The sequence below is a fragment of the Mucilaginibacter angelicae genome (assembly GCF_042434235.1).
Taxonomy (GTDB): Bacteria; Bacteroidota; Bacteroidia; order Sphingobacteriales; family Sphingobacteriaceae; genus Mucilaginibacter; species Mucilaginibacter angelicae.
The window spans coordinates 63,420-88,647 of sequence record NZ_JBHLTS010000071.1; the positions used below are offsets into that span (position 1 = coordinate 63,420).

Genomic DNA, 25,228 nt, shown 5'->3' on the forward strand with positions numbered 1-25,228 from the left:
AAATGAAATTAAGCTTTGAGCGCTGTGACTACATTCAATTTTGACATGCGCCACGCAGGATAAACACCCGACAGTAAACCAAAAACGAGGCAAACCAGCAAGCCGATAAACAACACTGTAAAATTGATGCTAAGCTCGAGGTTGTCTATCAGGTTAGCATTATTAATAGCATAAAGCGCTATTACCGACAAAATTGTACCGATTAAACCACCCAATAAAGTAAGGATCAGGTTTTCAACAATAAACTGGTAAACCAATGTTTTTGATGATGCCCCAAAAGCTTTTCGTACGCCAATTTCTGACGATCGCTCCATGATACGGGTAATATTGATGTTGACCAGGTTAAGGGTTGGCAGCAAGGTAAAAATGAATACAAAAATGCTGATGGCGGTAACTACGATGAATACGCCGGATTGTTTTTCATTCCCGGTATCAACATAGCTTCTGAAAAAGGTATTGGCGTGGCTGTAAAGGTGTTTAAATTCTTTCCGCTCAACAGGCACGCGTTTTATGATGCTTTCATATTCGGCCTGCATTTTAGGTACATCGCTTGCCGAATTACCAAGCAAGATCCCCATATAGCCACCTAAATAGCCTTTGCTTTTATAATCTTCTTTTGATACGGTGTATGGCAAATAAATATCGCTGTAAAGCATATAATTTGTTACCGGTACGTTTTTTACCACGCCAATTACGCGGTAACTCACATTATCTGCTTCGATGTATTTACCAACTACCGGTGTAACATCGCCAAAGTAGTCCCGTTTCATATCTTCGGATATTATCGCAACGCGATCTGCATTGCTTACCTGCTGTTTATTAAATGGTTTCCCTTCGGTAAAATCATAGTCGAGCACATCCCAATACTCAGCATTGGTGTATTTAAAATTAACTGCTATCTTTTTGTTGTTAACATAGGTATTTGTACCCTTAAACATTGATGATATAGCAACCTTAACAGGGGTTTTCATCATGCCGGTATAATGGCTCAAAAAGTAGTACGACAATGTACTCGACATCATATTGTTATCGCCGCTTTCCTGGATCCGGGTAATGTACAATGACCTGTCCCGCTTTTTATCAGGGTAGTTATCGCCAATTACCTTATTAATAAAAGCAGTTAATACCATCAATATGGTTAAGGTAAAACTGATCCCGAACAAGCTGATGAACGTGAAAAACTTGCGGCGTTTAAGTACTGCTATGGCTATTTTAAAATAATTTTTAAGCATAAATTCAATTTTAAAACCGGTTAATTATTGAACCTGTGCGCCATCAAACAGGCGCACCAAACGGTGGGTTTTGTGGGCCATGTTTTCATCGTGCGTTACCATTATTATAGTGGTGCCATCGTTACGGTTAAGGTTAAGGAGGATCTCCATGATCTCGTTACCCATAGCGCTGTCAAGGTTACCGGTAGGCTCATCTGCCAAAATAATCTCAGGTCTGCCCACTATAGCTCTCGCAATAGCCACGCGCTGCCGCTGCCCGCCGGACAGTTGAGTAGGGAAATGCTTTAAACGATTGGCCAGGCCAACTTTCTCTAATGCCTCGGTGGCCAGTTCCCGGCGTTGCTTAGCGGTGGTATCGCGGTAAAGTAAAGGCAGCTCCACGTTATCAAGTACCTGCAGGTCATTAATGAGGTGATAGCTCTGGAAAATAAAGCCAAGCTTTTTATTTCTGAACTGCGCCAGCTGCTTATCATTCATACCTTCTGTTTTTTGATCATCAATCCTGATCTCCCCTTTTGAAGGCGCATCAAGCAGGCCCATAATGTTAAGCAGGGTACTTTTACCACAGCCCGAAGGGCCCATGATTGATAAAAATTCGCCTTTGGCAATATCAAGGGTTACGCTGTTCAGGGCCAGGGTTTCGATGGTATCGGTGCGGTACACCTTTTCAATGTTTTGTAAACGTATCATGGATTTAAGTTTGAATTATTGAGTTAATGAATTATTGATTTAGTTATAGGTTATTTTTTTGTTTGTTTCAAAGTCGTAAAGCGAAAGATAACGCAACTGGTAGTAAGCTCCCCAAAAATCGCGAAGGGCAGCCACATAATCGCGCTGGGCCTGGTCGTTTTCTCGGAAGGCTATGCCGAGATCGGTAATGCTCAGATCGCCCAAAACATAGCGCTCGCGGGCTATCTGGTATTTTTCGGCAGCTATGCTGTCAGCTTGAGCGGTATAAACCAGTTGTTCCTTCATTACATTAAAAAGCGATACCTGGGTTACTATCTGTTGTTTAAAAGTTTGTTTATCCTGCTCAACAGCATATTCTGTAAACTGCTGATTGGCCAAAGCCGTTTTAGCCCTCGATTTAGATCTGCCCCAATCCAGTATCGGTATTGAAAGCTGCACCTGCAGCAGCTGCTGGTTTTGCGGGTTCTTGTACACATCCGGGATATTGGTAGCCGTATTTGAAAAGCCTAAGCTGGCGGTAAGGGTGGCGGTCAACCCATTTTGTCCTTTGGCTTTAGCCACATCGCGCTTAGCTTCTGCAATACGGCGCGAAAAAGCGATAGCATCCGAGCGGTTAGCATAAGCCTCGGCCAGCACTTTATCTGACGAAACGATCATATTGCTGATATTTTGCGGAACAACCAGTACGATCTTATCATCCCCCTCCTGGCCGGTAAAACTGCGCAGGTTAAGCGTGGCAATCTCCATATCGCGCCTGGCCGTACCTACGGCTTTTTGCGCGTTGATCTTTTCCAGCTGCAACTGCAGGATCTCATTTTTTGATACTTTTCCTAACTCATACTTCAGGTTGGCCACCTTTAAAATCCCCTGTGTATTGGTAAAATTGGTTTCGGCAATCTTGAGGTTTACCTGGGCCAGCAGCAGATCGAAAAAATAGCCTTCTACGTCAACTGCTATTTTTTCCTGTGCTTCAATGTAAGCCTGCTTGCTTTCATTAAACTTCAAAGGCTCAATTTTTTTATCCCATTTCAGGCTATTGAACTGAAACAGTGGCTGCGCGTAATTGATACCGTAAGGAATGCCGTTATACAACACATTATGCCTGTCAAAATCATCAAAGCGCTGCAATTGCGTAGTACCGTAAATAGTACCGCCGGTAGCAGTAATGCTCTGGCTAAAGTTAAGCTGTAACGACGAATTGTCGTTATGGATCGGCTGGAAAAGTATGGTACCATCGGGCTGCTGCACCTGCGAAAATGTTTTGGTATATCCCGGTAAAATACCGCTTAAAGCCAGCTGTGGCTGATAGTTTGATTTGTAGGTGCGGTATTCCCAATATTTGGTTTCGCGCACGGTAGCGGCCTGCTTTGAGGCAATGGAGTTGGCCTTGGCCAGCTCAACCACCTGCTGCAGGGTTAGCCGCAGGGTGTCGCCGCCAGTATGGGCTAATGCTCCTTTGGCTATGATTAATAATAATATGATGTATAAATATTTCATTGTGCTCAAGTCGTTTTTTTGAACCGTCATTGCGAGGAACGAAGCAATCCCAGATTAGCAAATCCGCTCTGTACAATTCGCGATTGCTTCGTTCCTCGCAATGACATTTTTTATTTCTAATTCTTCACCGTTACTTCCTTCGAGTTTTTGTATTCGCTCATATCCGATGTAATGACCTCATCGCCGGGCTTTACACCATCCCGGATCTCCACGTAATCAAAATTGGTGAGGCCGATATGTACCGTGCGGCGTTCGGCCTTACCGTTGTTCAGCACAAAAATGTCCTGAACAGATGGGCCTTTAAATGCCGGGCCATTAGCCACACGCATGATCTTGCTGTGTGCAGCCGTCACCAAAAAAACATCGACCTTCATATTAGGCCTGAGCAGTTTACTCGCCCTGTCATCCAGCAGCACATCAAAAGAAATGATGCTGTTTTGTACCGATGGGGATACATTGCTCACATGCCCACGTAGCTGTGCATCATTGATCCGCACAATCACCGGCAAACCGCTATGTACCTGATCAGCTACGTTATCTGAAACACTGCCCTGGATCCTGAAGCTGCCCAGATCGGCAATGCGGGCCAGCGTTTCACCTTCGTGAATGTTGGCGCCAATATTTTTATTTACATAAGTAATTACCCCGGTGCGTGTTGCCACCACATTTGCCAAATCAAGCTTGCGTTGTAGTTCTTTAAGGTCGTTTTGCTGGATATCAGCCGCGATTTCTGCCTCCCTGATTTCCAACTGCATAGTTTGCTGTTTGCTTTTGATCTCGTTCTCCAATTGCTTTTTTTCGAGCTGGGCAACTTTAAGGTTCAGTTCGGCCTGTTCAATGCCTTCGCGGGTACCGCCGCCGGCTTTATACAGGCGCTTGGCATTTTCAACGGCATCGGCAAGGTTACTGATCCGCAGCTGTTTAATGTCATTGTTTGATTGGATATCGTAAAAGCTTTTGTTCAGATCAAGCTTGAGTTTGCTGATCTCGGTGCGTTTGGTTTCGAGCTGAAACTTTTGTTTTTCAAAATCGGTTTGGGTAGCCGATTTATCCAGTGTTAATATTGATTGACCTGCTTTGATCTTGTTACCCGCGTCCATCAGCGCACTTTTGATAGAAGCATTTATCGGACTGGTGATGATCTCTTCAAACTCCGGCAAGACTTCGCCCGTAGCATTTACGGTGTTTTCGATATTGCCAATTTCAACTTTGGCGGTAGTTATTTCAGATTGGGTGATGGTTGATTTAATATATCCCCGCAAAAGCATCACAGCAAACACCAAAACAGCTATGCTGATAATGATGACAAGCGCTGTTTTTTTGCGTTTGGCAGTTGTAACTTCAAGTGTAATTTCCTTATCCATTGTGATAAATTTGGATAAGGTTTTGCAAGAGCTATACCAATATTAAAATACTAATAATCAATAAATTATGAATTTTCAATTTTCAAAAAGTGATCGATATCGGACAAAGTTTTCTATATCGACCGTGGACGCTGATTTTTTTGCCCCGTCCTGAAAAAGCTATACAGGTTTGTGATGCGGAGAGTTTAAACAATTCAAACATTAAACTCATGTCATTGCGAGGAGCGGCATGGGCTAAAGCGCCTGGAGCGACGTGGCAATCTCGTAGCAAATGCATAGTCGCTTTGCATATTCGATAGGCATTAGCTACGAGATTGCCGAGCTATCGCTTATAATGACGTGACTGTAAGTTATTGATTATTAAGTATGTTTTTTTTGATCGATTTATGAATATGGGCGTTGCCTGCGGCCCGTGCTATCCGCTCATACTGCACAGGCATTAGCCACAAGGCCGGTATCCGCTACTATCACTAACGCGCCCCCCGCGCACCATCGTTGAAATATATTTTACACGTCATTTCATTTTTTTCAGGTTCCCCTGATAGTTACTCGCAATGACATAACTGTAAATACTGACTATCAGATAAAACTGCAATGATTTTGCTGGTATTTTACACTTCCAAATGCTTCCTGATCTTCCCTAACAGGTCATCTATCTCAAAAGGTTTGGCTAAAAAATCATCGGCACCGGCATCATAGGCTGATTTTTCGATATCGCGGCTTGCTGAGATCATGATGATCGGGATCCCTTTGGTAGTATCGTCATTTTTTAGTTTACGGCAGATATCGCGCCCGTCAAAACCCGACATCCAAATATCGAGCAACAAAAGATCGGGGAACTCAGTTTTCATATCTAAAATGGTCGCTCCATTTACCGTCGACGAAACCTGGTACCCCTCAAAATCAAGTATGATCTCCACCGCATCCACAATCCCCGGATCATCGTCCGCTATCATGATCTTTTTTGTATTTTCCACCTATCCCCTAACCCACAAAAATCAAGCCCATATAGCAATACCGGGGACTTTATTTGAATAAAATTTATTGCTGAAACTTATCTGTGGACCAAGCTTATTCCCAAAACATCTATTAACTTAAAAATCAGAGTAATCTGCCGGATGAAGAAAGATAATATCAGCATGAGAAACGTTATGCTGGTATTCAGCTTTAGCCGAAAGTGTTTTCCAGTAAGCATCTTTCCCAAAAGTGTCCCAATGCTTGTCCCGGTCTTCTTTACTGTTAAAAGTGGTCATGTACATTAAATTAGGCATGTGGCTGCCTGCAATAACCTCCGAATAAAAAACAGCATTAAAACCAAGCCTTTTAAAAAGACCTATTTCATCGCCTGTGTTAAACATGGTTACCTTGTTTACATTGTATTTTTCGGTAGGGCTTTCGTAACTGCGCAATTCGTAAACCCTGTTGGCTTTGTTAGCTGTAAGGTTTGGAACTTCTGTTGAAGGCATACCCGGAAAGGCCTGCAATATAATTGTTTCCAAACGGGTATAAGGCTGCTCATTATATGCAGCATCAATGTATTCCTTTCCATCGGCAAGGTATGTGGCATCGGCTTGCAACTTTTGGTCAATTCCCATTAATTTATCCCAGGACTGAAACGGGGTAAATACATATAATAGCCTGGCCGTATCCTGTTGAGCTATAGGTTTAAACACACCAACATTTTTAATACCGGCCCTATGCAGCGCAGGTATATAGGCCTGCTGCAAATACTTTTCAATTGTACTTTCCTGGGCCTGGGTTTTGTAATGATATATTTTAAGCCGATAATAATTACGCGCAGGCGCAATGCCAAATACTGCAGCTACAATAAAAAAGCAGGCTAAAAAAGCTATGGAAGATTTTAAAAAAGAGTTCATAACGGCCGAAGGTTTTCGGGGTAAATATAACCTCATTTTAGCAAAGTTGTGTTAAGCCCATTTATATATTTACCCCATTTTTCCAGCATCTCCATCAGGTCTGAAAGCTTCATGGGCTTGCTCAGGTAATCATTCATTCCGGCATCCATACAGGCCTGCCGGTCTTCGGGCATAGCATTAGCTGTCATGGCTATTATTACCGGCTGCTCCTGCATATTGCTGCGGATAAAGCGGGTTGTTTCCAAACCATCCATATCGGGCATTTGTACGTCCATCAAAATCAGGTTGTATTGTTTTGCCACCATGGCATTTAAGGCCACGTGCCCATTTTCGGCAATATCGGCGCTATAGCCCATTTTACTTAGCATGTGTATAGCAAGCTTTTGGTTTATTAAATTATCCTCGGCTATAAGAATGCTCATGGGGTAATTTTTAGCAAACTCTTTTGAAAAAACAGTTTGCACCGGCTGATACTCGATTTTGATGCCACTGCCAGCCTTTAGCTGTTCAACAATATGCTTATGTAAAAGATTATGCTTGGTAGGTTTGGTCAGTACCGCGTTAAACACATTATCATCCCGCTTAGCTTGTTCACTGCCTATTGAGCTTAGCAGCAAAATGGGCATTTCAGGAAATTTCTGCTTTACTTCTTTAGCCAGCTGCAGGCCGTCCATTTCGGGCATGCTCATGTCTGTTATCAAAAGGTCAACATGTTCGCCCTGGTCGTCAAGCACCTTTAATGCTTCTGTTGCTGATGCCACAACTACAGGATCATATTTCCACTGTCTCAACTGTGTATCAATAATATCGCGATTAGTGGCATTATCATCAACAAATAAGATCCGTTTATTTTCAAGCTCGGCAAGGTTAAGGTGAACGTAATTTCGTTTTACGTTTTGCCCCACTTTTGATTTTAAGGTAAACGAAAAGGTAGTACCCCGCCCCATTTCACTTTGCACACTGATCTCGCCGCCCATTAGCTTAACCAGCTTTTCGCTGATAGCCAAACCCAAACCTGTACCTCCGTATTTACGCGTGGTGCTTGAATCAACCTGCGAAAATGGCTTAAACAAGCGCTCCATTTTATCATCGGCAATACCAATGCCTGTGTCCCTTATTTTAAAGATCAAATCAAGGTCGTCCCCCTTCTGCTCTTTTACACCTACGCTTATAAAAACTTCGCCCTGAGTTGTAAATTTCACAGCATTACCTACCAGGTTGATCAATACCTGGCGAAGACGTAATGAATCGCAAATGATCTGAACCGGCACATTATGTTCAACCTGGTACACCAGGTCGAGATTTAGACGTGAGGCTTTTTCGGCAAAAACATCCAAAACACTTTCTATGCAATCCCGCAGATCAAAATCTTCTTCATCAAGCTCCATATTGCCCGATTCAATTTTGGAAAAATCGAGGATGTCATTAATAACGGTCAGCAACGCATCGCCGCAATTTTTTATGGTTTCGGTATACTCTTCCTGTTCGTTGGTCAATTTGGTACTGGCCAGTAATGTTGCCATACCTATAACACCGTTCATCGGTGTACGGATCTCGTGGCTCATGGTAGCCAGGAAAATACTCTTGGCTTTATTGGCATTTTCGGCTTCTTCACGTGCTTTTTCTGATGCCTCACGGGCCAGGCGCTCGTTGGCTGTCATTTTCACCAGGCTCTCGGTACGTTCCTTTACCTGGCGTTCCAGTACGGTTTTCTGCGCTTTGAGAAATTTAACCCGGTATTTAAAAATGGAGTATAATAAAGCAACTATAGTTACTGCCGCAATTAACTTAAACCACCAGGTTAACCAAAACGGAGGCACAATGGTAATTTTCAACCCCGTTGTAGCCGGCGACCATAACCCTGACGTATTCTGGTATTTTAATTTAAAGGTGTATTCGCCCGGGGGCAAATTGGTGTATGAAGCAGTATTTCTGCTACCAACGTTATTCCAGTCTGTATCAAAATTTTCGAGTATATAACTGTAGTTCTTTTTATCAGATGAAGAATAATCAAGCGCTGCATACTGTAATGTGATTACCGATTGCCTGTACGATAATTTGACCGACCGTGTATCGCTTATATCCTGTTTTAATGGAGATGGATCATCTTTGTCGCGGGCAATTTTTACCGTTTTATTGAACAATTGAAAATTGGTGATCACCAGGGGCATAAAGGCCGATGGTTTTAAGATCTGCCCTGGAGTAAATGAATTAAAGCCGTTAATACCTCCGAAAAAAATCCTGCCTTCTTTTGTTTGCAGGGCCGAATGTGATTTAAATTCTTCATCCTGCAGACCATCTTCGATGGTATAGTTTTTAAAAGTGTGCTTAACCGGATCATAGTTGGATAAGCCATTGTTGGTGCTAACCCATATAGTACCCAGCTTATCTTCGCGTGTTGCATAAATTACATCACTTGGCAAGCCATTTTTGGTAGTAAATACTGTAAAATGTTTAGTAACCGGGTTAAAAAGGTTAAGCCCCGAAAGGGTACTGATCCAAATGTGGCCTTTGCTATCCTCAAATAAATCGGGGATGCTGTTATTGCTGATGCTGTTATGTTTTTCATCATGCTGAAAACGGGTGAAGGTTCCGGTTTTCCTGTCCATCAAATTTAACCCGGCGTCAAAAGTGCCCACCCAAAGGTTATCATTATGATCTTCGAGCAATGAATAAGCCCTGTCACTGCTGATGCTTTTGGGATCATTAGGATCATACCGAAACGCCGAAAATGTGCCCGACTTTTCATCAAATAAATCAAGCCCTCCATTATAAGTACCTGCCCAGGTGCGGTCATCACGGGTTTGGATAAGCGCATAGATATTATTATTACTTAAACTACCAGGCTTTGCGGCATCATGCTTAAAGGTAGTAAACCTCCCGGTTTTAGGATCAAAACGGCACAAACCATCTCCCCACGTCCCCATCCAGAAATTACCTTTTAAATCCTGGGTAATCTTCAACACATAATTTCCGCACAGGCTGTTGGCATTAGCCGGATCATTCACGTAGTGTTTAACGGTACCATCCTTGTTAAACACGTTAACCCCACCACCATCGGTACCTACCCAAATATTGCCTGCCTCATCTTCATGCAAACAAAGTACAAAGTTATTGGCCAGGCTGTTTGGTGATGAGTTATGCCTGAAATGCGAAAAGCTTTCGGTACTGCGTTTATATAAGTTAATGCCCCCGCTAAAGGCCCCAAGCCACATGTTGCCCATCCTGTCCCTGCAAATACTGTAAATAGAATTGCCATTCATGCTGCCTCTATCAATATCATCATGCTTATAGGCTGTTATTTTACCGGTAACCATATTCAGGATATTAACGCCATTATTTTCAGAGCCTATCCACAAATTACCGTTCAAATCCATCCCTAAGGCCAAAATGGTATTGCCCGAAATACTATTAGCATCTTTTTCGTTATGGAGATAATGCTTAAATGTACCCGTTTCTGCAGTAAATAAATTAAGACCGCCATCCTCGGTACCAACCCACAACCGATTGGAGTTATCTTCATAAATGCAGCTTACGTAGCTTCCGGAAATGCTTGAATTTACCCCATGCTGATTTTGATAGCGGGTAAAAGTTCCGGTTTTTCTATCAAATAAGTTAAGACCACCGCTTAAGGTACCAACCCATAAACGATGTTTTGAATCTTCCTTAAGTGCAGTTACGTCATCGTCGCTTAGCGAAGACGAGTTTGTATCACTGTGTTTATAATGGGTGATCTTATTGTTAGGAATATCAAACCTGTCAAGTCCGCCTTTTTGACTTGCTACCCATAAAATACCCTCATGATCAAATATCAGCCGGTTTACAAGATTACTTGAGATGCTGTTGGGGTTGGCGCTGTCATGAAAATAATGTACAAACTTACCCGTTCTACGATCAAGTTTATTCAGGCCAAAAAGTGTAGCCAGCCAAATGTTGCCATCTTTATCTTCTGCAATGTCCGATACCAGATTGCTACTTAATGAATTATCATCCTGGATACTGTGTTTATATATCACAAAACCGTATCCGTCATAGCGGTTAAGGCCATCACGGGTACCTATCCATATAAAACCGCGGCTATCCTGAATTACGGAGCTTACATTAATTTGAGATAAGCCTTCGCGGGTGCCAATATGCTCAAATTTAAGGTTCCTATCCTGCGAAAACCCGTTTTTAGCAACCAATAAGGCAACTACAATAAATAAATATTTATAAATATTCACAGTAACGGGCTGTATTAAATTTAATGAAAATCTATTTCTTCAAACAAGAAACAAAATGGCTTATAGCTTAGCTTATACGGCCATTATATTTATAAGTTTAATGTAAATAAAAAAAATAATAAAACAGATACTATTAAGCAATAGTAAATCCTATAGCAAAAGCCCCAAAAATCATGAGATAAAAAAAGCCTCCCGGCAAATACCGGGAGGCTTACAATATTTAAATTATCAATATAACTTACAGCTCTCTTACCCAAATATTACGGAAGCTAAGCGGTTCGCTTTTATCGCCGTGGGCCTGCAATTTAATTGGCGAAGCGCCATGTTTTTTACCTTCGTACGATGGTTTGCCAATGTACTGTGTAGGGCCAAGCAACTCAAAGTTGTTTTCAACCAGCACACCGTTAAAAAACACGGTAGCCCTTGCTGCCGATTTCAATGAACCATCCTCGTTAAATACAGGAGCAGTCCAGATAACATCGTAAACATTCCATTCGCCGGGTTTACGGCCAGGGTTTGCCAAAGGGATTACTTGTTTGTACAAGCTGCCTGCCATACCGTTAACGTAGGTTTTGTTTTCGTACGAATCTAAAACCTGTAACTCGTAACCGGCATCGCCCTTACCTATTGAAGCTAAGAATACACCGCTGTTACCGCGGGCCTGGCCGCTGCCTGTAATGCTTGCAGGCACTTTCCACTCAATATGCAGCTGGTAATTGCTAAAAGTTCTTTTGGTTTCGATATTACCGGTAGCTTTGTTTACGGTAAGCACATCACCCTTTACCAACCATTTGGCCGGGGTTTTATCTTCAACAGAAACCCATTCGTCAAGGCCTTTACCGTTAAACAAAATGATAGCGTCAGACGGTGCATCGCCTAAATTTTTACCTGGTGTAACTACTTTAGGGATTGGCTCCCAAATCTCGGTATCTTCGGGTTTAGCGTTTTGCGCGTTCGCCATGAAGCAGCTTCCTGCTAAAAGGGCGGTTAGTATTAATGGATATTTCATCTCTCTAAAAATAATTGGTTTAAACGTGAAGGGTATCTTTCAGGTATGAAGCACTTTTGGTGATGCTCACATACGGATCAATATTGGTATAGTTTTCCTGCTCAACAATAAAATGCTTAATGCCTGCAAGTTTAGCTTTGCCCAATATGGTTTTAAAGTCGATATCTCCATTGCCTATTTCGGTATTCAGTTCGGCATTGGTCTTATCCCTGTCTTTAACATGCACAAACGCAAAACGGCCCGGGTGTTTTTCAAAGATCTCAACCGGGTTTTTACCGGCGCGTACTACCCAGTAAATATCCATTTCCATGGCAACCAGCTTAGGATCGGTATTGTTTAGCACTACATCATAAAAAGTAGTATCACCAACCGGCGCCCATTCAAAGTTGTGGTTATGATACCCTAATTTTAAGCCCGATTTTTTCAGAATCTCGGCAATCTTGTTCATCTTTTCGGCAATGCCTTTACAGTCATCAACTGTTTTAATGAAGTTATGATTTAAAGCAGGGATAATGATGTGCGACTGACCGATGGTGTTAGCCACTTCAATGTAAGCGTTCAGGTCGTCCATTTTGCCGTCGCCCAGATATTGATCTAAACCGTAATGTCCGCTTGGCGTTGTTAAGCCGTTATCTTTTAAAAGCTGGCTAAACTCTTTACCCTTTAATCCCCAATAACCGGTTTCTTTGTTAAAACCAAAGGTTTCAACCTCGTTATAACCGGCTTTTGCTACCTGTGCAATAACACCTTTTACATCTTTGGGTAATTGATCGCGCAGGCTATACAATTGCAGGCCCACTTTATTTGAAGCTTTTGCCGATACCAACTTTGGTGCAATAACCGCACCGGCTGCTATTAATCCGGCTTGTGCTAAAAATGTTCTTCTGGTTGTCATGTATTTGTTTTATTAGTTTAGCTTTTTAGAGTGATAAGGTGATGTAAGGTTTAAACATCACAAATATGCACCGCTTTTTTAAGCGAAGCTATTTTGTCTTTTTGTTTGGGGATAAACTCCTGTGCAACAAAGCCCTTATGCCCTACTTCAACAATGGCACGCATAATGGCCGGGTAATAAAGCTCCTGTGTTTCGTCAATCTCGTTACGTCCGGGCACACCACCGGTGTGGTAATGTGCTATATACTGGTGATTGGCGCGAATATTACGGATCACATCTCCTTCGTCTATCTGCATATGATAAATATCATAAAGCAGCTTAAAATTTTCAGAACCAAGCCTGCGGCAAAGTTCAGCACCCCACTCTACCCTGTCGCACTGGTAATCCTTATGGTCAATCTTGCTGTTAAGCAATTCCATTACCAGTATTATATTATGTTTTTCGGCAAGTGCCACCATAGGTTTCAGGCCTTCAACACAGTTGTTCCAGCCTTCCTCATCGGTTTTACCACGACGGCTCCCGCTAAAGCAGATCAGGTTTTTATAACCGGCTTCTGCCACCAACGGAATCATTTTGGTATAGTTTTCATGCAGTTTGGCATGATACACCTTATCACCAAACCCATCGGTAAGATTAATCTCCGCCCCGTTGCACATGGAGGAGAACAGGCCATATTTTTTGAGTGTAGGCCAATCTGAAGGGCCAACAAGGTCGATGCCTTTTATGCCGATATCTTTTGCGGCTGCACAAAGCTGATCTACCGTAAAGTCACCGTAGCACCAGCGGCATACCGCATGGTTAATATTGCCTTTGAGCTTATCATCAGCCTGCATATGTTTTTCTGTTTCGGTGGTAAATGAAGATAATACGCCCGACGCGCCGATAGCGGCCGTGCCCGCGATCATGCTTTTAATAGCCGAACGCCTGTTTTGATTTGATGCCATGATTATATTTCGGTTTGTGCAGAAGGTTCCTGAATATCCAAACCTGGCTTTGTGGCCATGCTGGTTTTATCTTTAAAAAATGCCAGGAAAAAGATCAATACCACAGCAGCAATACCGGCAGGGATCAGCCAGATAGTTTGCCAGTTATGTGATGTTTCAGATATTTTCCAATGATCAACAATAGGGCCTGAAATGTACGAACCGATAAGCATACCAACACCGTAAGTTGCCAGCGTAATAAAACCCTGAGCTGCGCTTTTAAAACGCTCGCCTGCTAAATTATCAGTATAGATCTGGCCGGTTACAAAGAAGAAATCATAACAGATACCATGCATTACTATACCGGCTATCAGCATCCAATAGTTTGAGCCCGCGTCACCGTATGCAAAGAAGATATAGCGTAATACCCAGGCAAGCATACCAATGGCCAGCATTTTTTTAACGCCGAAGCGCACAAAAAACAGTGGCATAGCTGCCATGAAGGCCAGTTCGGACATTTGGCCCATTGACTGTACACCGGCAGCAGCCTTAACGCCTACTTCATTTAAAAAAGGATTGGTAAAGTTGTAGTAAAATGCTAAAGGCACACATATAGCTACCGATGCCAAAAAGAAAATCAAATACGACTTGTTTTTCAATAACCCTATCGAATCTAAACCAATGATATCGCCAAATGTAGTTTTCTGACCTTTCTTTACCGGAGGGGTATCAGGCAGTGTAAAGCTTAATAAGCCTAATATCAATGATGCTACTGATGCCATTTTAAAGGTAAGCACCAGCGTTCCGCTTTTTTCCCATCCCAACAAGCCAATAGTTATGCCGGCAATGATCCATCCTGCTGTTCCAAATACCCTGATAAGAGGAAACTCCTTACTTGGGTTTTGCATCTGCTTAAACGAAACCGAATTTACTAATGCCAGCGTTGGCATATAAATGATCATGTAAAACAGGATATTAGGGTAAAACTTATCAAAATCGGCAATGGTAGTTGCGTAATATAATGATGCTGCACCCAGTAAGTGAAGCACCCCTAATATTTTTTGTGCCGAAAAGTACTTATCAGCAATAAGCCCGATAACAAAAGGAGCTATAATTGCACCTAACGATTGTGTTGCATAAGCCCCGGCATTTTGTGTACCGGTAGCCTTTAACGTAACCGTTAAATAAGTACCCATTGTTACAAACCACGCGCCCCAGATAAAAAACTCCAGGAACATCATTGTTGAAAGCTTTACCCTAATTCCAATATTCATAGTTATATTTTAAAGCCGGATTTAATTATCCCCATTATTTTTTTAATGATAAAATGTATTTTACTATCTCTTTGGCATCAGCTTCAGGTAATGAAGGGTGCGGGGTCATGGCAATGTTGCCCCAGTTACCGCTGCCGCCGCTGATGATCTTTTTAGCAAGCATTTCGATATTAGCGTCTGAAGCTTCATATTTACCTGCTATATCCTGGAATGCAGGGCCGATAACTTTGGTATCAACTTTATGACAGGTGCTGCAATCTAACGATGCCATTAATTTTTCGCCGGCTGATGAACCTGCAGAACCGCCTGCTGATTCGGTACCTGTTTTTGCTACAACTGTATCAGCATTAGCATCGGCAGCTTTTGCACTTTGGTTTGCGCCATTGGTGCTGTCACTGCCACCGGTGTTTTTTGATGAATTTCCGCCACAGGCAGTAACCACTGCGCTGATACAAAGAATAAAGAATACTTTTTTCATAAAAGTTTAATTGTGGTTTTCGATGATAACCTTACAGAAAATCTGTTCCTTAACAAAGCTCCTGCCGTTTTCATCATGTAATTTTAATTGGGTTGGTTAATCAGGCGAAAATTACAACTTTTTATCATAAATAAAACCTCATTAAACCGATATAGCACCTAATGAAGCAGTTTTTTTACGTGAGCGCATGTAAATTACCAGGCCAACAAATGCAACGATTAATACAACCGGGATGATCAGGGTTGTATTCAATACCTCCGGACCAGCTGCCGACCGTGCCGCGTCAAACGCCTTAGCCATATCCGAACCTGCCGGGGCCGAACGGTAAGCATCCAGACTTGCGCCTGCCGGTAATTTTGAAGCCATGATTTTATCGTAAAAACCACCCATGAACATCATATAAATAGATACCCCGAACATACCGGCTCCGCCCATCAGGTTTAAACCTACGGCACCCGTACGCGGCAGGTTTTCGGCCACAAAACCTATCATACATGGCCAGAAGAAAGCTACTCCCAGACCAAAAACTACCGCTGCAAAATAGATGGCATCGCCATGCAGATGAACCATCAGGTAAATGCCCAGGGCCGATAAAATAGCGGAGATCAGCAATACACCCTGCGGCGCTAAACGGTGTACAATAGGGCTTGCGAAAGCACGGCCCAACACCTGTACCGAAGCAACAAAGGTTAAAATTAGTATGGCGTTATCCGTTACCGTTTTGAATAAAACATCTGTCCACTGGTTGGTAAAAAGCTCGGTAATAGCTGTGCCGAACATGCAAATGATCATGAACAGAAACAAAGGATTAACTAATGCTTTGTACATATCGTTGGTACTAACACCGGCCGAAACCCTTTCGGTAACCGGGAAGTCTAATTTAGAGAACAGGTAACCATAAGCTATGGTAGGGATCAGCATCAGCGCAATTTCAACCTGCGAGATCCAGTACGGCTTTGGCGATACACCATGGGCCAAAGCAGTATCCAGTCCGAATACGATTAGAGTACCGATTACGATACCCGCCGGGAACCAGAGGTGAAAGTGGTTAAGCTTAGTGGTTTTATTGTCTGTGTACAACGAAGCTACAAGCGGGTTACAAGAAGCCTCAACTGTACCGTTAGCAATACCTATCATTAAGGTAGAAAGGAACAGCGTCCAGTAGCCATTAGCAAAAATGGTGAGCAGGATCCCTATCAAGTGAAATATGAAAGCCGATACCAGCAGTTTTTTCATGCCGATAATATCCACAATAAAGCCACCGATAATGATAGCCAGCGGAAAGCCCCAGAAAGCAGTTGCCGCAATGGTGCCCAGTTGTGAGGCGTTCAAGTGAAATCTTACCCCCTGGTCGTTCAAAATCCCGGCACGGATACCGAATGATAATGAAGTTACCAGCAACGACAGGCAGCTTGCCCTGAATAGCTGTGTACGGTTAATAGTTTGCATTTTTAATTATTTAGGTTATATGATAATTGGTTAATTGGTTGTATCAAAATGCATTTTGCTGAATTGCTTCAGCTTTATATTTGCCCGCTTTGTGAATCCCATCTTTACCTGGCGGGGGTATTAAATTTAATACATGTCATTGCGAGCGTAGCGCGGCAATCGCATGCTATACAGAGCGGATCTGCACAGTTCGCGATTGCTTCGTTCCTCGCAATGACATAGGCGGTTATATCCCTAACGTTTTCCTGTTAAACGCGTCATCAGAACCTGATGCTGCGAAATCATCAAAAGCACGTTCAGTTACACGGATAATATGATCTTTGATGAATTGGGCACCTTCTTTTGCACCGTCTTCCGGATGTTTAAGCGCGCATTCCCATTCAAGCACAGCCCATCCTTTGTAATCATATTGTGTTAATTTGCTGAAAATCGATTTGAAATCAACCTGTCCGTCGCCCAATGAACGGAAGCGACCGGCGCGGTCAACCCAGTTCTGGTAGCCGCCATAAACGCCCTGGCGTCCGGTTGGGTTAAACTCTGCATCCTTAACATGGAACATTTTAATGCGCTCATGATACAGGTCGATATATTCCAAATAATCCAAACACTGCAGTACAAAATGCGATGGATCATAAAGCAAATTGGCGCGTTTGTGGCCTTTTACATGGTCAAGGAACATCTCATAAGTGATCCCGTCATGCAGGTCTTCGCCCGGATGGATCTCGTAACAAAGATCGATGCCGTTATCTTCGTAAACATCCAGTATTGGGGTCCAGCGTTTGGCCAGTTCGCCAAAAGCAGTTTCAACTATACCTGCAGGGCGCTGCGGCCACGGGTACATCATTGGCCAAAGCAAAGCACCGCTAAAGGTAACTGAAGCATTTAAGCCTAAATTTTTTGAAGCCTGCGCAGCATATTTTAATTGCTGTACGGCCCATTTTTGTCTTTCGGCAGGGTTGCCACGCAAATGTTCAGGGGCAAAGCCATCAAACAGGTCATCATAAACCGGGTTTACGGCAACCAGCTGACCTTGCAGGTGGGTTGATAGCTCGGTTATTTCTAACCCGGCAGCGTTAACGATGCCTTTAATTTCATCGGCATAAGTTTTGCTTTCGGCAGCTTTTTGCAGGTCGATAAAACGGGTATCATTAGTTGGCAGCTGAACGCCTTTGTAACCCAAACCCGCTGCCCACTGGCAAATAGATTCAAGGCTGTTAAATGGTGCCGTATCTCCTATAAATTGTGCTATAAATATGGCAGGTCCTTTTATAGTAGTCATGTTTTTTGTTTTAAATAGATGATAAATTAAATAGTAAAATCAGTCCATTTGGTATCCGATTTACCTGATGCTATCACATTTTCGATAAAGGCCATTCCGCGAACGCCCTCTTCAATGCCCGGGAAATCCAGTTCTTCCGGAGTTGCTTCCTTACCTTCCAAACCGGCCTTAACTGTTAAGGCAAAATTACGGTAGAGGTTGGCAAACGCTTCCAAATAACCTTCCGGGTGACCGGCAGGTGTACGTGTATTATGCTGAGCGAATGAGCTGGTATAACCACCGCCTGTACGCCAGGTTTCGGCGGGTTTATCAGTATACATTACTGTTAGTGAATTAGCATCACTCTGGTGCCATTCCAAACCGCCTTTTTCACCATAAACCCTGATCTTTACATTATTTTCTTCGCCGGCTGCAATTTGAGTGGCAGTAAGCACACCGCTTGCACCGTTGTTAAATTTCAACAGGGCAGCACCATCGTCATCAAGCTTGCGACCTTCAACTACGATGTTGATATCGGCACAAATTTTAGTAACCTGTAAGCCGGTAACATATTCGGCCAGGTTAAAGGCGTGGGTACCTATATCGCCCATTGCACCTGCAATCCCGCTTTTACCCGGGTCGGTGCGCCATGAGGCTTGTTTGTTATCTTCTCCTTCTAAAAAGCTGCTCAACCATCCCTGCGGATATTCAACATAAACTTTTCTTATAGCGCCTATTGCACCTGCTTTGATCAGTTGCTTAGCTTCCTTAACCATCGGGTAGCCGGTGTAAGTATGAGTTAAGCAAAATAGTTTTCCTGATGCCTTAACTACTTTTTCCAGCTCTTTGGCCTCATCAAGCGAAAAGGTCATGGGTTTATCAAGCACCACATGGAAACCATTCTCCAGCGCCATTTTGGTTGGGGCAAAATGCACATGGTTAGGCGTTACAATGCTAATTACCTGCACGCGTTCATCTTCGGGCAGTTGTTTTTCTTTTTCAATCAGTTCCTGGTATGAGCTGTATGAGCGGCTTGCAGGTAAGCCAAGCAAAAGGCCGCTGGCTTGTGATTTTTCGGCATTGCTGCTAAAAGCGCCGCAAACCAGTTCATACTCGCCATCAATACGGGCAGCTATGCGGTGTACAGCACCAATAAAGGCACCTTGTCCGCCGCCGATCATTCCTAATCTTAATTTCATTTGTTTTTGTTGGGGTTGATGTTTTTTGATTAAAGGCTTCTCAATCGATTGTATACATCAAAAACAGCATTATTACATAATGCTGTTTTTGATGGCAATTCAAATTTTGTAAAAACCAAAGGTATAATCAATTGATATTGCAATTTTTTAGGTTGCCCAGGCTTTATCGCCTTTTTTGTATGGCAGGTTGCCGTCATATTTACCAGGAACGGCAATATAACGCAATGCCTGTGTAGCACCCGGTTTTGAAGTGAAGAAACCCAGCAGAGTTAATTCCTTCATCATCCTGAAGTAATGGTTAGGATCTTCGGGCTTTTTGGTTTTGGTGTAATCTTTTTGTTCTTTGTCAAGCGCGGTTAACAGTTCGGTACGTTGCTGAGGGGTAGCTTCCATAAACTTTTTACCGAATTTTTTGTCGCTTGCATCATTAAGGTCATTAAGGCCTTTGGTGAAAATTTTCTGATCATCGGTTTTGTAGCAATCCTGTACCATTACTGACATAAACTTGCCAATTTCGGCAGCTTTAGCACCCGGGCTTGATGTTGCCGGCAAAATGGTTTCGCCAATTTCATCCATCAGGGCAAGGTCATCCTGCGTAAACAGGTCGTTTACTTTTGGCGAAGATGGTTTACATCCGGAGATGAAGAACTCGGCGCCGATGATGGTACCGCCAAGGATCAAACCTACCCTGCCTATCGCTTCTCTTCTATTCATGTTTAATTATTGATTTAATGAATTAGTGATTTAGTTGGGGTTAGTGATTTAGTGTTTACCAAACTTACGAAGTTTTAAAAACTTCGTAAGTCTTTTCCCAACTAATCACATATTCCTAAATTACGCTTTTAACACAAAACCTTCACGGTAATCGCGTTTAATGTATTGGTTAACGGCATCAAAGTTGGTAACCTTCATGGCCTGGTTATCCCATACCAGTTTCACCCTGCCGCCTCTAAGCTCATGACCACGCACCGCAAGGTTTGCCATTAATAATGCTTCGGTAAGCGGACCAGCCTTATCAAACGATGAGCTTAACTCTGTTTTACCGTAACCGGCAATACAACCTTCAACCCACTGTGCATAGTGACCATTTGCACCACCCGGTACGCGAGCCCATTTTTGCGGGGCTTTTGCATCTTTAGTAAGTGCCTTTGGCAGCAATGTAGGCGCGTCAGAATACGTACTTGCAAACATTTTTCCTTTTGTTCCGATAAATAAGGTACCGTTACCTTCTTCACCTCCAAAATCTTCGCTCGCTAACAATTCCACAGGTCTTTCAGGCTGGATGCCACCATCCATCCAGTGCAGGGTAACATCGCCTTTGGTTTTCTCAGTTTTAGGGAATGTTAACGTAATGTGGCTCGACGGAGGGCAGCTTTCTGGGAAATGGCCTTCTTTAAACTCATCTACATAAACACTGCCAACGCTGGCCTGTACGTCTTTTGCGTATTGAATACCCAACACGCGGAAAGGTGCTTCAACAAGGTGGCAACCCATATCGCCAAGGGCGCCGGTTCCGTAATCCCACCATCCGCGCCAGTTAAACGGCACCAATTTATCAACGTAATCTTTTTTTGGTGCAGTACCCAACCACAGGTCCCAATCCAATTCTTTAGGGATGTTTTGCTGTGGCGGCGGCCATGCAATGCCTTGCGGCCAAACAGGGCGGTTTGTCCAGCAGTAAACGGTATGCACATCGCCAATCAGGTCGGCATCATACCATTCTGACATTAAACGGGTACCATCATTTGATGAGCCCTGGTTACCCATTTGAGTAACCACTTTATACTTTTTGGCAGCCTCGGTTAACATACGGGCTTCCCAGATATCATGCGTTAGCGGTTTCTGAACATATACGTGTTTGTTCAGTTGCATAGCATTGTAGGTGATAATAGCGTGGTTATGATCGGGGGTTGAAACCGATACAGCATCAAAATGCTTGTGTTCTTTATCAAACATTTCGCGCCAGTCTTTATAATACTTTGCTTTAGGGAAATCGCTGCGTGATTTGGCAGATCTTCTGTCGTCCACGTCGCATAAGAAAGCGATCTCTGCTTTACCGCTTTTGTAAAAGTTAGCAATATCGCTTTGGCCTTTACCACCTGCACCAACGCCGGCAATTAACAATTTATCGCTTGGGGCGATGAAACCTTTCCCGCCCAATACATGGCGCGGAACGATCATAAAGCCTGCCGCAGCAATAGCACTGCTTTTAATAAACTGCCTTCTCGACGGATTAGGGGTTTTGTCCTTTTCTTCAGTCATAGGTATTTTGTTATTAGGTTGTTTTTATGTGGTGATGATTAAATTTCTCCTTTTTTAAGCGCAGTTACAGCGTAATCAGCTGCGCGGGCAGTTAAAGCCATATAGGTAAGCGACGGGTTTTGGCATGCAGCCGATGTCATACAAGAACCATCGGTAACAAATACGTTTTTAGCATCCCAAACCTGGTTCCACTGGTTAAGTACCGAAGTTTTTGGATCGCGGCCCATACGCGCAGTACCCATTTCATGAATGCCACGGCCAAGGAATGGATTGGTGTTAGACGTTTGCACATCTTTACAGCCTATCGCCTCCAGCATCTCCTTGCCGTCTCTCTCCATATCAATACGCATTTTCAGCTCATTTTCTTTCAATTCGGCATCAATGGCAACAACAGGTAAGCCCCATTTATCTTTTTTGGTTTTGTCGATGGTAACCTTGTTATCGTGGTAAGGCAATGTTTCACCGAAAGCGCCCATACCTACATGCCATGAACCCGGTTCGGTTAAAGCATCCTTAAATGCACCACCTATATTCAATTCGGCAATGTCACGGCTCCAGCCTTCGCGGCTTGCCGAGCCCTGGTAACCAAAGCCACGGATATAATCGCGTTTTTCACCATTAAGGTTACGGAAGCGTGGGATATAGAAACCATTTGCACGGCGACCGAAGTAATATTTATCCTCGTAGCCTTCAAACCTGCCCGAAGCGCTCACGTTAAGGTGGTGGTCCATCAGGTTATGGCCCAACTCGCCGCTGCTGCTGCCTAAGCCGCCTTCCCAAACATCGGTTGCCGAATTCATCAGGATCCAGGCCGAGTTAATGGTTGAAGCGTTTACGAAAACGATTTTAGCAAAGTATTCATAAGTTTTGTTGGTTTCGGCATCCAGTACCTCTACGCCTTTTGCTTTTTTGGTGTCCTTATCGTACAAAATTTTAGTAACGATAGACCATGGACGAACCGTTAAATTACCGGTAGCCATAGCCGCAGGTAAAGTAGCCGATTGTGTGCTGAAGTAAGCGCCGAACGGACAACCTAACCAGCATTTATTACGGTACTGACAATTGGTACGGTTGTTATGCGGTACAGTGATATTCGCTGTACGGCCAATGATCATGTGGCGTGCTTCTTTATAATATTCTTTAAGGCGTTTTGATACGTCTTTTTCAACAACGTTCATATCCATTGGCGGCATGAAATCGCCGTCGGGAAGGATGGCCAAACCATCTTTATTACCGGAGATACCTGCAAATTGCTCTGCATAGCTGTACCATGGCGCAACATCTTTGTAACGGATAGGCCAGTCAACAGCAATACCATCTTTTAAGTTGGCTTCAAAATCAACATCGGCCCAGCGGTATGACTGACGGCCCCACATTAATGAGCGTCCGCCCACGTGATAACCACGGAACCAGTCAAAACGTTTTACTTCCGTATAAGGACTATCTTTATCACTTGCCCAATAGTCAAGGTTAACTTCATTTAGTGGATAATCGCGTTTTAGAACCGGGTAATCCTCGATCATTTTTTGGGTACGACCGCCTCTGTGCGGAAATTCCCATGGATCTTTGGTAGCGTTTACGTAATCTTTAATGTGCTCAATATTACGACCACGCTCAAGCATGATGGTTTTCAAACCCTTTTGTGTTAGTTCTTTGGCAGCCCACCCGCCTGAAATTCCTGAGCCAATGACTATTGCGTCATAAGTGTTTGCAGACATACGAATAATATGATTAGTTTAATTTGTTTAGTACTTGGTTACTCCGTTAAATGTATGAATAAAATTCATTTTCCAAATATTTCATTGTGTTTTTGTTACACATAGCTCGCCCCCCGGCCCCCTAAAGGGGGAGAAGCTTTTACCCCCCTTTAGGGGTTGGGGGCTATATATTCCCCTTTTTCATCTGGCTCATGGCATAATCTGCCGAGCGGGCGGTAAAGGCCATATAGGTTAAGGATGGGTTTTGGCATGAGGTTGACGTCATGCTGGCGCCATCGGTAACAAATACGTTTTTAACGCTGTGCACCTGGTTCCATTTATTTAATATTGATGTTTTAGGATCGTTACCCATGCGCGCACCGCCCATTTCGTGGATATCCAAGCCGGGGGCACGTTTATCCGTACTTGCTTTGATATTGGTAAAGCCTGCACTGGTAAACATCTCGGTTAGCTGCTCCACGTAGTCCTTCTTCATCTTTTCATCGTTATCATCATAATCGATGTTCATTTTTAGCAACGGTACGCCCCAGGCATCTTTTTGCTTATCATCAAGGCTTACAAAATTTGTTTCCTTCGGGATGGTTTCGCCCATCATGTGCGAGCCTACGTGCCATGGGCCAAGTTCTTTATTGGCGAGGTTATTTTTCAGGCTGCTGCCTACACCATCCCAGCTGCGGTCAGGGTAACGGTATGCGCTGAAGCCGGAGGCATAACCACGCAAAAAGTCGGTTTCCTGTTTGTACACGTTTCTGAACCTTGGGATGTATCCACCACCGGCGGGGTTGCGACCATCAGTTGTCCATTCTTTGGCTCCATCGTATTGGGCACCGATATGCGCCGAATAGTTGTGGAATGCCACGTATTTACCCAGCACACCGCTATCGTTACCCAAACCATTAGGGAAACGGTGCGATTTGGAGTTGAGCAAAATGAGGTTGGTATTCAAAGCCGCTGCGTTTACAAAAATCACTTTGGCGTGATATTCAATAGCTTCTTTAGTATTTGTGTCGATAACGCGCACACCGGTTGCCTTGCCCAATTTATCATCATAAATAATTGATTCAACAACCGAGAATGGTCTCAAGGTAGCATGACCGGATTTTAAAGCCCATGGAATGGTACTGGCGTTAGCGCTGAAATAGCCACCGAAAGGACAGCCACGCTCGCAGATAGTACGGCGCTGGCATTGTACCCTACCTTGATCCAGGTGGATTTGGTTAGGGGTTGATAAATGCGCACAACGGGCACTGATCACATAGCGGTTTTTATAAGTGCTTTTTACGTGCTTGCTGAAATATTCTTCTACCGTGTTTAAGGGGAATGCAGGCAAAAACTCGCCATCGGGCAATTCGGCAATACCATCGCGGTTGCCGGAGATGCCTGCGAACTTCTCCACATAGCTATACCAGGGCGCGATATCTTTATAACGGATAGGCCAATCCACCGCAAAACCATCGCGGGCGGGTCCCTCAAAATCAAAATCGCTCCAGCGTTGGGTTTGGCGTGCCCATAGCAGGGATTTGCCTCCTACCTGGTACCCACGGATCCAATCGAAAGGTTTATCCTGGATGTACGGGTGCTCGGCGTCTTTCACAAAAAAATGTGCGGCACTTTCGCCAAAGGCATAACAGCGGTTTACAATGGGATTCGCTTCCTGGATTGCCATGGGCAGTTGGCCGCGGTGCTCAAATTCCCAGGGGTACATATTGGTTGTGGGATAATCCTTGATGTGCTTTACATAACGGCCACGCTCCAATATCAGTGTTTTTAATCCTTTATCGGTAAATTCTTTGGCAGCCCATCCCCCGCTCATACCCGAGCCAATTACAATGGCATCAAAAGTGCGATCCTTAACGCTGTCGATATTTAAATTAGCCATC

At 43.6% G+C, this 25,228-nt stretch carries 19 protein-coding genes; all 19 read right to left on the reverse strand.

Features of this window, described 5'->3' with window-relative positions:
- Positions 1 to 8: 8 nt before the first annotated feature.
- A complete protein-coding gene (locus tag ACFFGT_RS23030; protein WP_377024870.1) occupies positions 9 to 1,232 on the reverse strand; it encodes an ABC transporter permease in 1,224 nt (407 codons plus the stop codon).
- A 24-nt stretch (positions 1,233 to 1,256) separates the two neighbouring features.
- On the reverse strand, positions 1,257 to 1,922 hold the full coding sequence (locus tag ACFFGT_RS23035; protein WP_377024871.1) for an ABC transporter ATP-binding protein: 666 nt from the start codon (positions 1,920 to 1,922) through the stop codon (positions 1,257 to 1,259).
- A gap of 39 nt (positions 1,923 to 1,961) precedes the next feature.
- Entirely contained in the window at positions 1,962 to 3,419 is a 1,458-nt protein-coding gene (locus tag ACFFGT_RS23040; protein WP_377024872.1) for a TolC family protein, read from the reverse strand.
- Between the two features lie 116 nt (positions 3,420 to 3,535).
- Positions 3,536 to 4,783 (reverse strand): efflux RND transporter periplasmic adaptor subunit, encoded by a 1,248-nt coding sequence (locus tag ACFFGT_RS23045; protein ID WP_377024873.1) that lies wholly within the window; start codon positions 4,781 to 4,783, stop codon positions 3,536 to 3,538.
- 611 nt (positions 4,784 to 5,394) lie between these two features.
- Positions 5,395 to 5,760, reverse strand: coding sequence for a response regulator (locus ACFFGT_RS23050; RefSeq protein ID WP_377024874.1), 366 nt, complete (start codon positions 5,758 to 5,760; stop codon positions 5,395 to 5,397).
- Positions 5,761 to 5,877: 117 nt separating this feature from the next.
- The gene (locus tag ACFFGT_RS23055) at positions 5,878 to 6,660 is read right to left on the reverse strand and encodes an NIPSNAP family protein (RefSeq protein WP_377024875.1); all 783 of its coding nucleotides are present in this window, start codon (positions 6,658 to 6,660) and stop codon (positions 5,878 to 5,880) included.
- 32 nt (positions 6,661 to 6,692) lie between these two features.
- Positions 6,693 to 10,883, reverse strand: a complete 4,191-nt coding sequence (locus ACFFGT_RS23060) for a hybrid sensor histidine kinase/response regulator (RefSeq protein ID WP_377024876.1) — start codon at positions 10,881 to 10,883, stop codon at positions 6,693 to 6,695.
- A 238-nt stretch (positions 10,884 to 11,121) separates the two neighbouring features.
- Positions 11,122 to 11,892: a 3-keto-disaccharide hydrolase gene (locus tag ACFFGT_RS23065; RefSeq protein ID WP_377024877.1), complete on the reverse strand. Its 771-nt coding sequence runs from the start codon at positions 11,890 to 11,892 to the stop codon at positions 11,122 to 11,124.
- Between the two features lie 19 nt (positions 11,893 to 11,911).
- Positions 11,912 to 12,787, reverse strand: coding sequence for a sugar phosphate isomerase/epimerase family protein (locus ACFFGT_RS23070; RefSeq protein ID WP_377024878.1), 876 nt, complete (start codon positions 12,785 to 12,787; stop codon positions 11,912 to 11,914).
- A 50-nt stretch (positions 12,788 to 12,837) separates the two neighbouring features.
- On the reverse strand, positions 12,838 to 13,731 hold the full coding sequence (locus ACFFGT_RS23075) for a hydroxypyruvate isomerase family protein (protein ID WP_377024879.1): 894 nt from the start codon (positions 13,729 to 13,731) through the stop codon (positions 12,838 to 12,840).
- A gap of 2 nt (positions 13,732 to 13,733) precedes the next feature.
- A complete protein-coding gene (locus tag ACFFGT_RS23080) occupies positions 13,734 to 14,984 on the reverse strand; it encodes a nucleoside permease (protein WP_377024880.1) in 1,251 nt (416 codons plus the stop codon).
- 34 nt (positions 14,985 to 15,018) lie between these two features.
- Entirely contained in the window at positions 15,019 to 15,462 is a 444-nt protein-coding gene (locus tag ACFFGT_RS23085) for a c-type cytochrome (protein WP_377024881.1), read from the reverse strand.
- A 141-nt stretch (positions 15,463 to 15,603) separates the two neighbouring features.
- A complete protein-coding gene (locus ACFFGT_RS23090; RefSeq protein ID WP_377024882.1) occupies positions 15,604 to 16,911 on the reverse strand; it encodes an MFS transporter in 1,308 nt (435 codons plus the stop codon).
- Positions 16,912 to 17,137: 226 nt separating this feature from the next.
- On the reverse strand, positions 17,138 to 18,190 hold the full coding sequence (locus ACFFGT_RS23095) for a sugar phosphate isomerase/epimerase family protein (RefSeq protein ID WP_377024883.1): 1,053 nt from the start codon (positions 18,188 to 18,190) through the stop codon (positions 17,138 to 17,140).
- Positions 18,191 to 18,216: 26 nt separating this feature from the next.
- Positions 18,217 to 19,368, reverse strand: coding sequence for a Gfo/Idh/MocA family protein (locus ACFFGT_RS23100; protein ID WP_377024884.1), 1,152 nt, complete (start codon positions 19,366 to 19,368; stop codon positions 18,217 to 18,219).
- A gap of 147 nt (positions 19,369 to 19,515) precedes the next feature.
- On the reverse strand, positions 19,516 to 20,082 hold the full coding sequence (locus ACFFGT_RS23105; protein WP_377024885.1) for a gluconate 2-dehydrogenase subunit 3 family protein: 567 nt from the start codon (positions 20,080 to 20,082) through the stop codon (positions 19,516 to 19,518).
- A gap of 120 nt (positions 20,083 to 20,202) precedes the next feature.
- Entirely contained in the window at positions 20,203 to 21,630 is a 1,428-nt protein-coding gene (locus ACFFGT_RS23110; RefSeq protein ID WP_377024886.1) for a Gfo/Idh/MocA family protein, read from the reverse strand.
- Positions 21,631 to 21,668: 38 nt separating this feature from the next.
- The gene (locus ACFFGT_RS23115; RefSeq protein ID WP_377024887.1) at positions 21,669 to 23,348 is read right to left on the reverse strand and encodes a GMC oxidoreductase; all 1,680 of its coding nucleotides are present in this window, start codon (positions 23,346 to 23,348) and stop codon (positions 21,669 to 21,671) included.
- A gap of 163 nt (positions 23,349 to 23,511) precedes the next feature.
- On the reverse strand, positions 23,512 to 25,227 hold the full coding sequence (locus ACFFGT_RS23120; RefSeq protein WP_377024888.1) for a GMC oxidoreductase: 1,716 nt from the start codon (positions 25,225 to 25,227) through the stop codon (positions 23,512 to 23,514).
- Position 25,228: the final 1 nt, after the last annotated feature.

Excerpts from the sequence above, each read along its gene's own strand:
- ACFFGT_RS23030 (WP_377024870.1), bottom strand. The coding sequence starts at position 1,232 with ATGCTTAAAAATTATTTTAAAATAGCCATAGCAGTACTTAAACGCCGC.
- ACFFGT_RS23035 (WP_377024871.1), bottom strand. The coding sequence starts at position 1,922 with ATGATACGTTTACAAAACATTGAAAAGGTGTACCGCACCGATACCATC.
- ACFFGT_RS23040 (WP_377024872.1), bottom strand. The coding sequence starts at position 3,419 with ATGAAATATTTATACATCATATTATTATTAATCATAGCCAAAGGAGCA.
- ACFFGT_RS23045 (WP_377024873.1), bottom strand. The coding sequence starts at position 4,783 with ATGGATAAGGAAATTACACTTGAAGTTACAACTGCCAAACGCAAAAAA.
- ACFFGT_RS23055 (WP_377024875.1), bottom strand. The coding sequence starts at position 6,660 with ATGAACTCTTTTTTAAAATCTTCCATAGCTTTTTTAGCCTGCTTTTTT.
- ACFFGT_RS23065 (WP_377024877.1), bottom strand. The coding sequence starts at position 11,892 with ATGAAATATCCATTAATACTAACCGCCCTTTTAGCAGGAAGCTGCTTC.
- ACFFGT_RS23070 (WP_377024878.1), bottom strand. The coding sequence starts at position 12,787 with ATGACAACCAGAAGAACATTTTTAGCACAAGCCGGATTAATAGCAGCC.
- ACFFGT_RS23075 (WP_377024879.1), bottom strand. The coding sequence starts at position 13,731 with ATGGCATCAAATCAAAACAGGCGTTCGGCTATTAAAAGCATGATCGCG.
- ACFFGT_RS23080 (WP_377024880.1), bottom strand. The coding sequence starts at position 14,984 with ATGAATATTGGAATTAGGGTAAAGCTTTCAACAATGATGTTCCTGGAG.
- ACFFGT_RS23085 (WP_377024881.1), bottom strand. The coding sequence starts at position 15,462 with ATGAAAAAAGTATTCTTTATTCTTTGTATCAGCGCAGTGGTTACTGCC.
- ACFFGT_RS23090 (WP_377024882.1), bottom strand. The coding sequence starts at position 16,911 with ATGCAAACTATTAACCGTACACAGCTATTCAGGGCAAGCTGCCTGTCG.
- ACFFGT_RS23095 (WP_377024883.1), bottom strand. The coding sequence starts at position 18,190 with ATGACTACTATAAAAGGACCTGCCATATTTATAGCACAATTTATAGGA.
- ACFFGT_RS23100 (WP_377024884.1), bottom strand. The coding sequence starts at position 19,368 with ATGAAATTAAGATTAGGAATGATCGGCGGCGGACAAGGTGCCTTTATT.
- ACFFGT_RS23105 (WP_377024885.1), bottom strand. The coding sequence starts at position 20,082 with ATGAATAGAAGAGAAGCGATAGGCAGGGTAGGTTTGATCCTTGGCGGT.
- ACFFGT_RS23110 (WP_377024886.1), bottom strand. The coding sequence starts at position 21,630 with ATGACTGAAGAAAAGGACAAAACCCCTAATCCGTCGAGAAGGCAGTTT.
- ACFFGT_RS23115 (WP_377024887.1), bottom strand. The coding sequence starts at position 23,348 with ATGTCTGCAAACACTTATGACGCAATAGTCATTGGCTCAGGAATTTCA.
- ACFFGT_RS23120 (WP_377024888.1), bottom strand. The coding sequence starts at position 25,227 with ATGGCTAATTTAAATATCGACAGCGTTAAGGATCGCACTTTTGATGCC.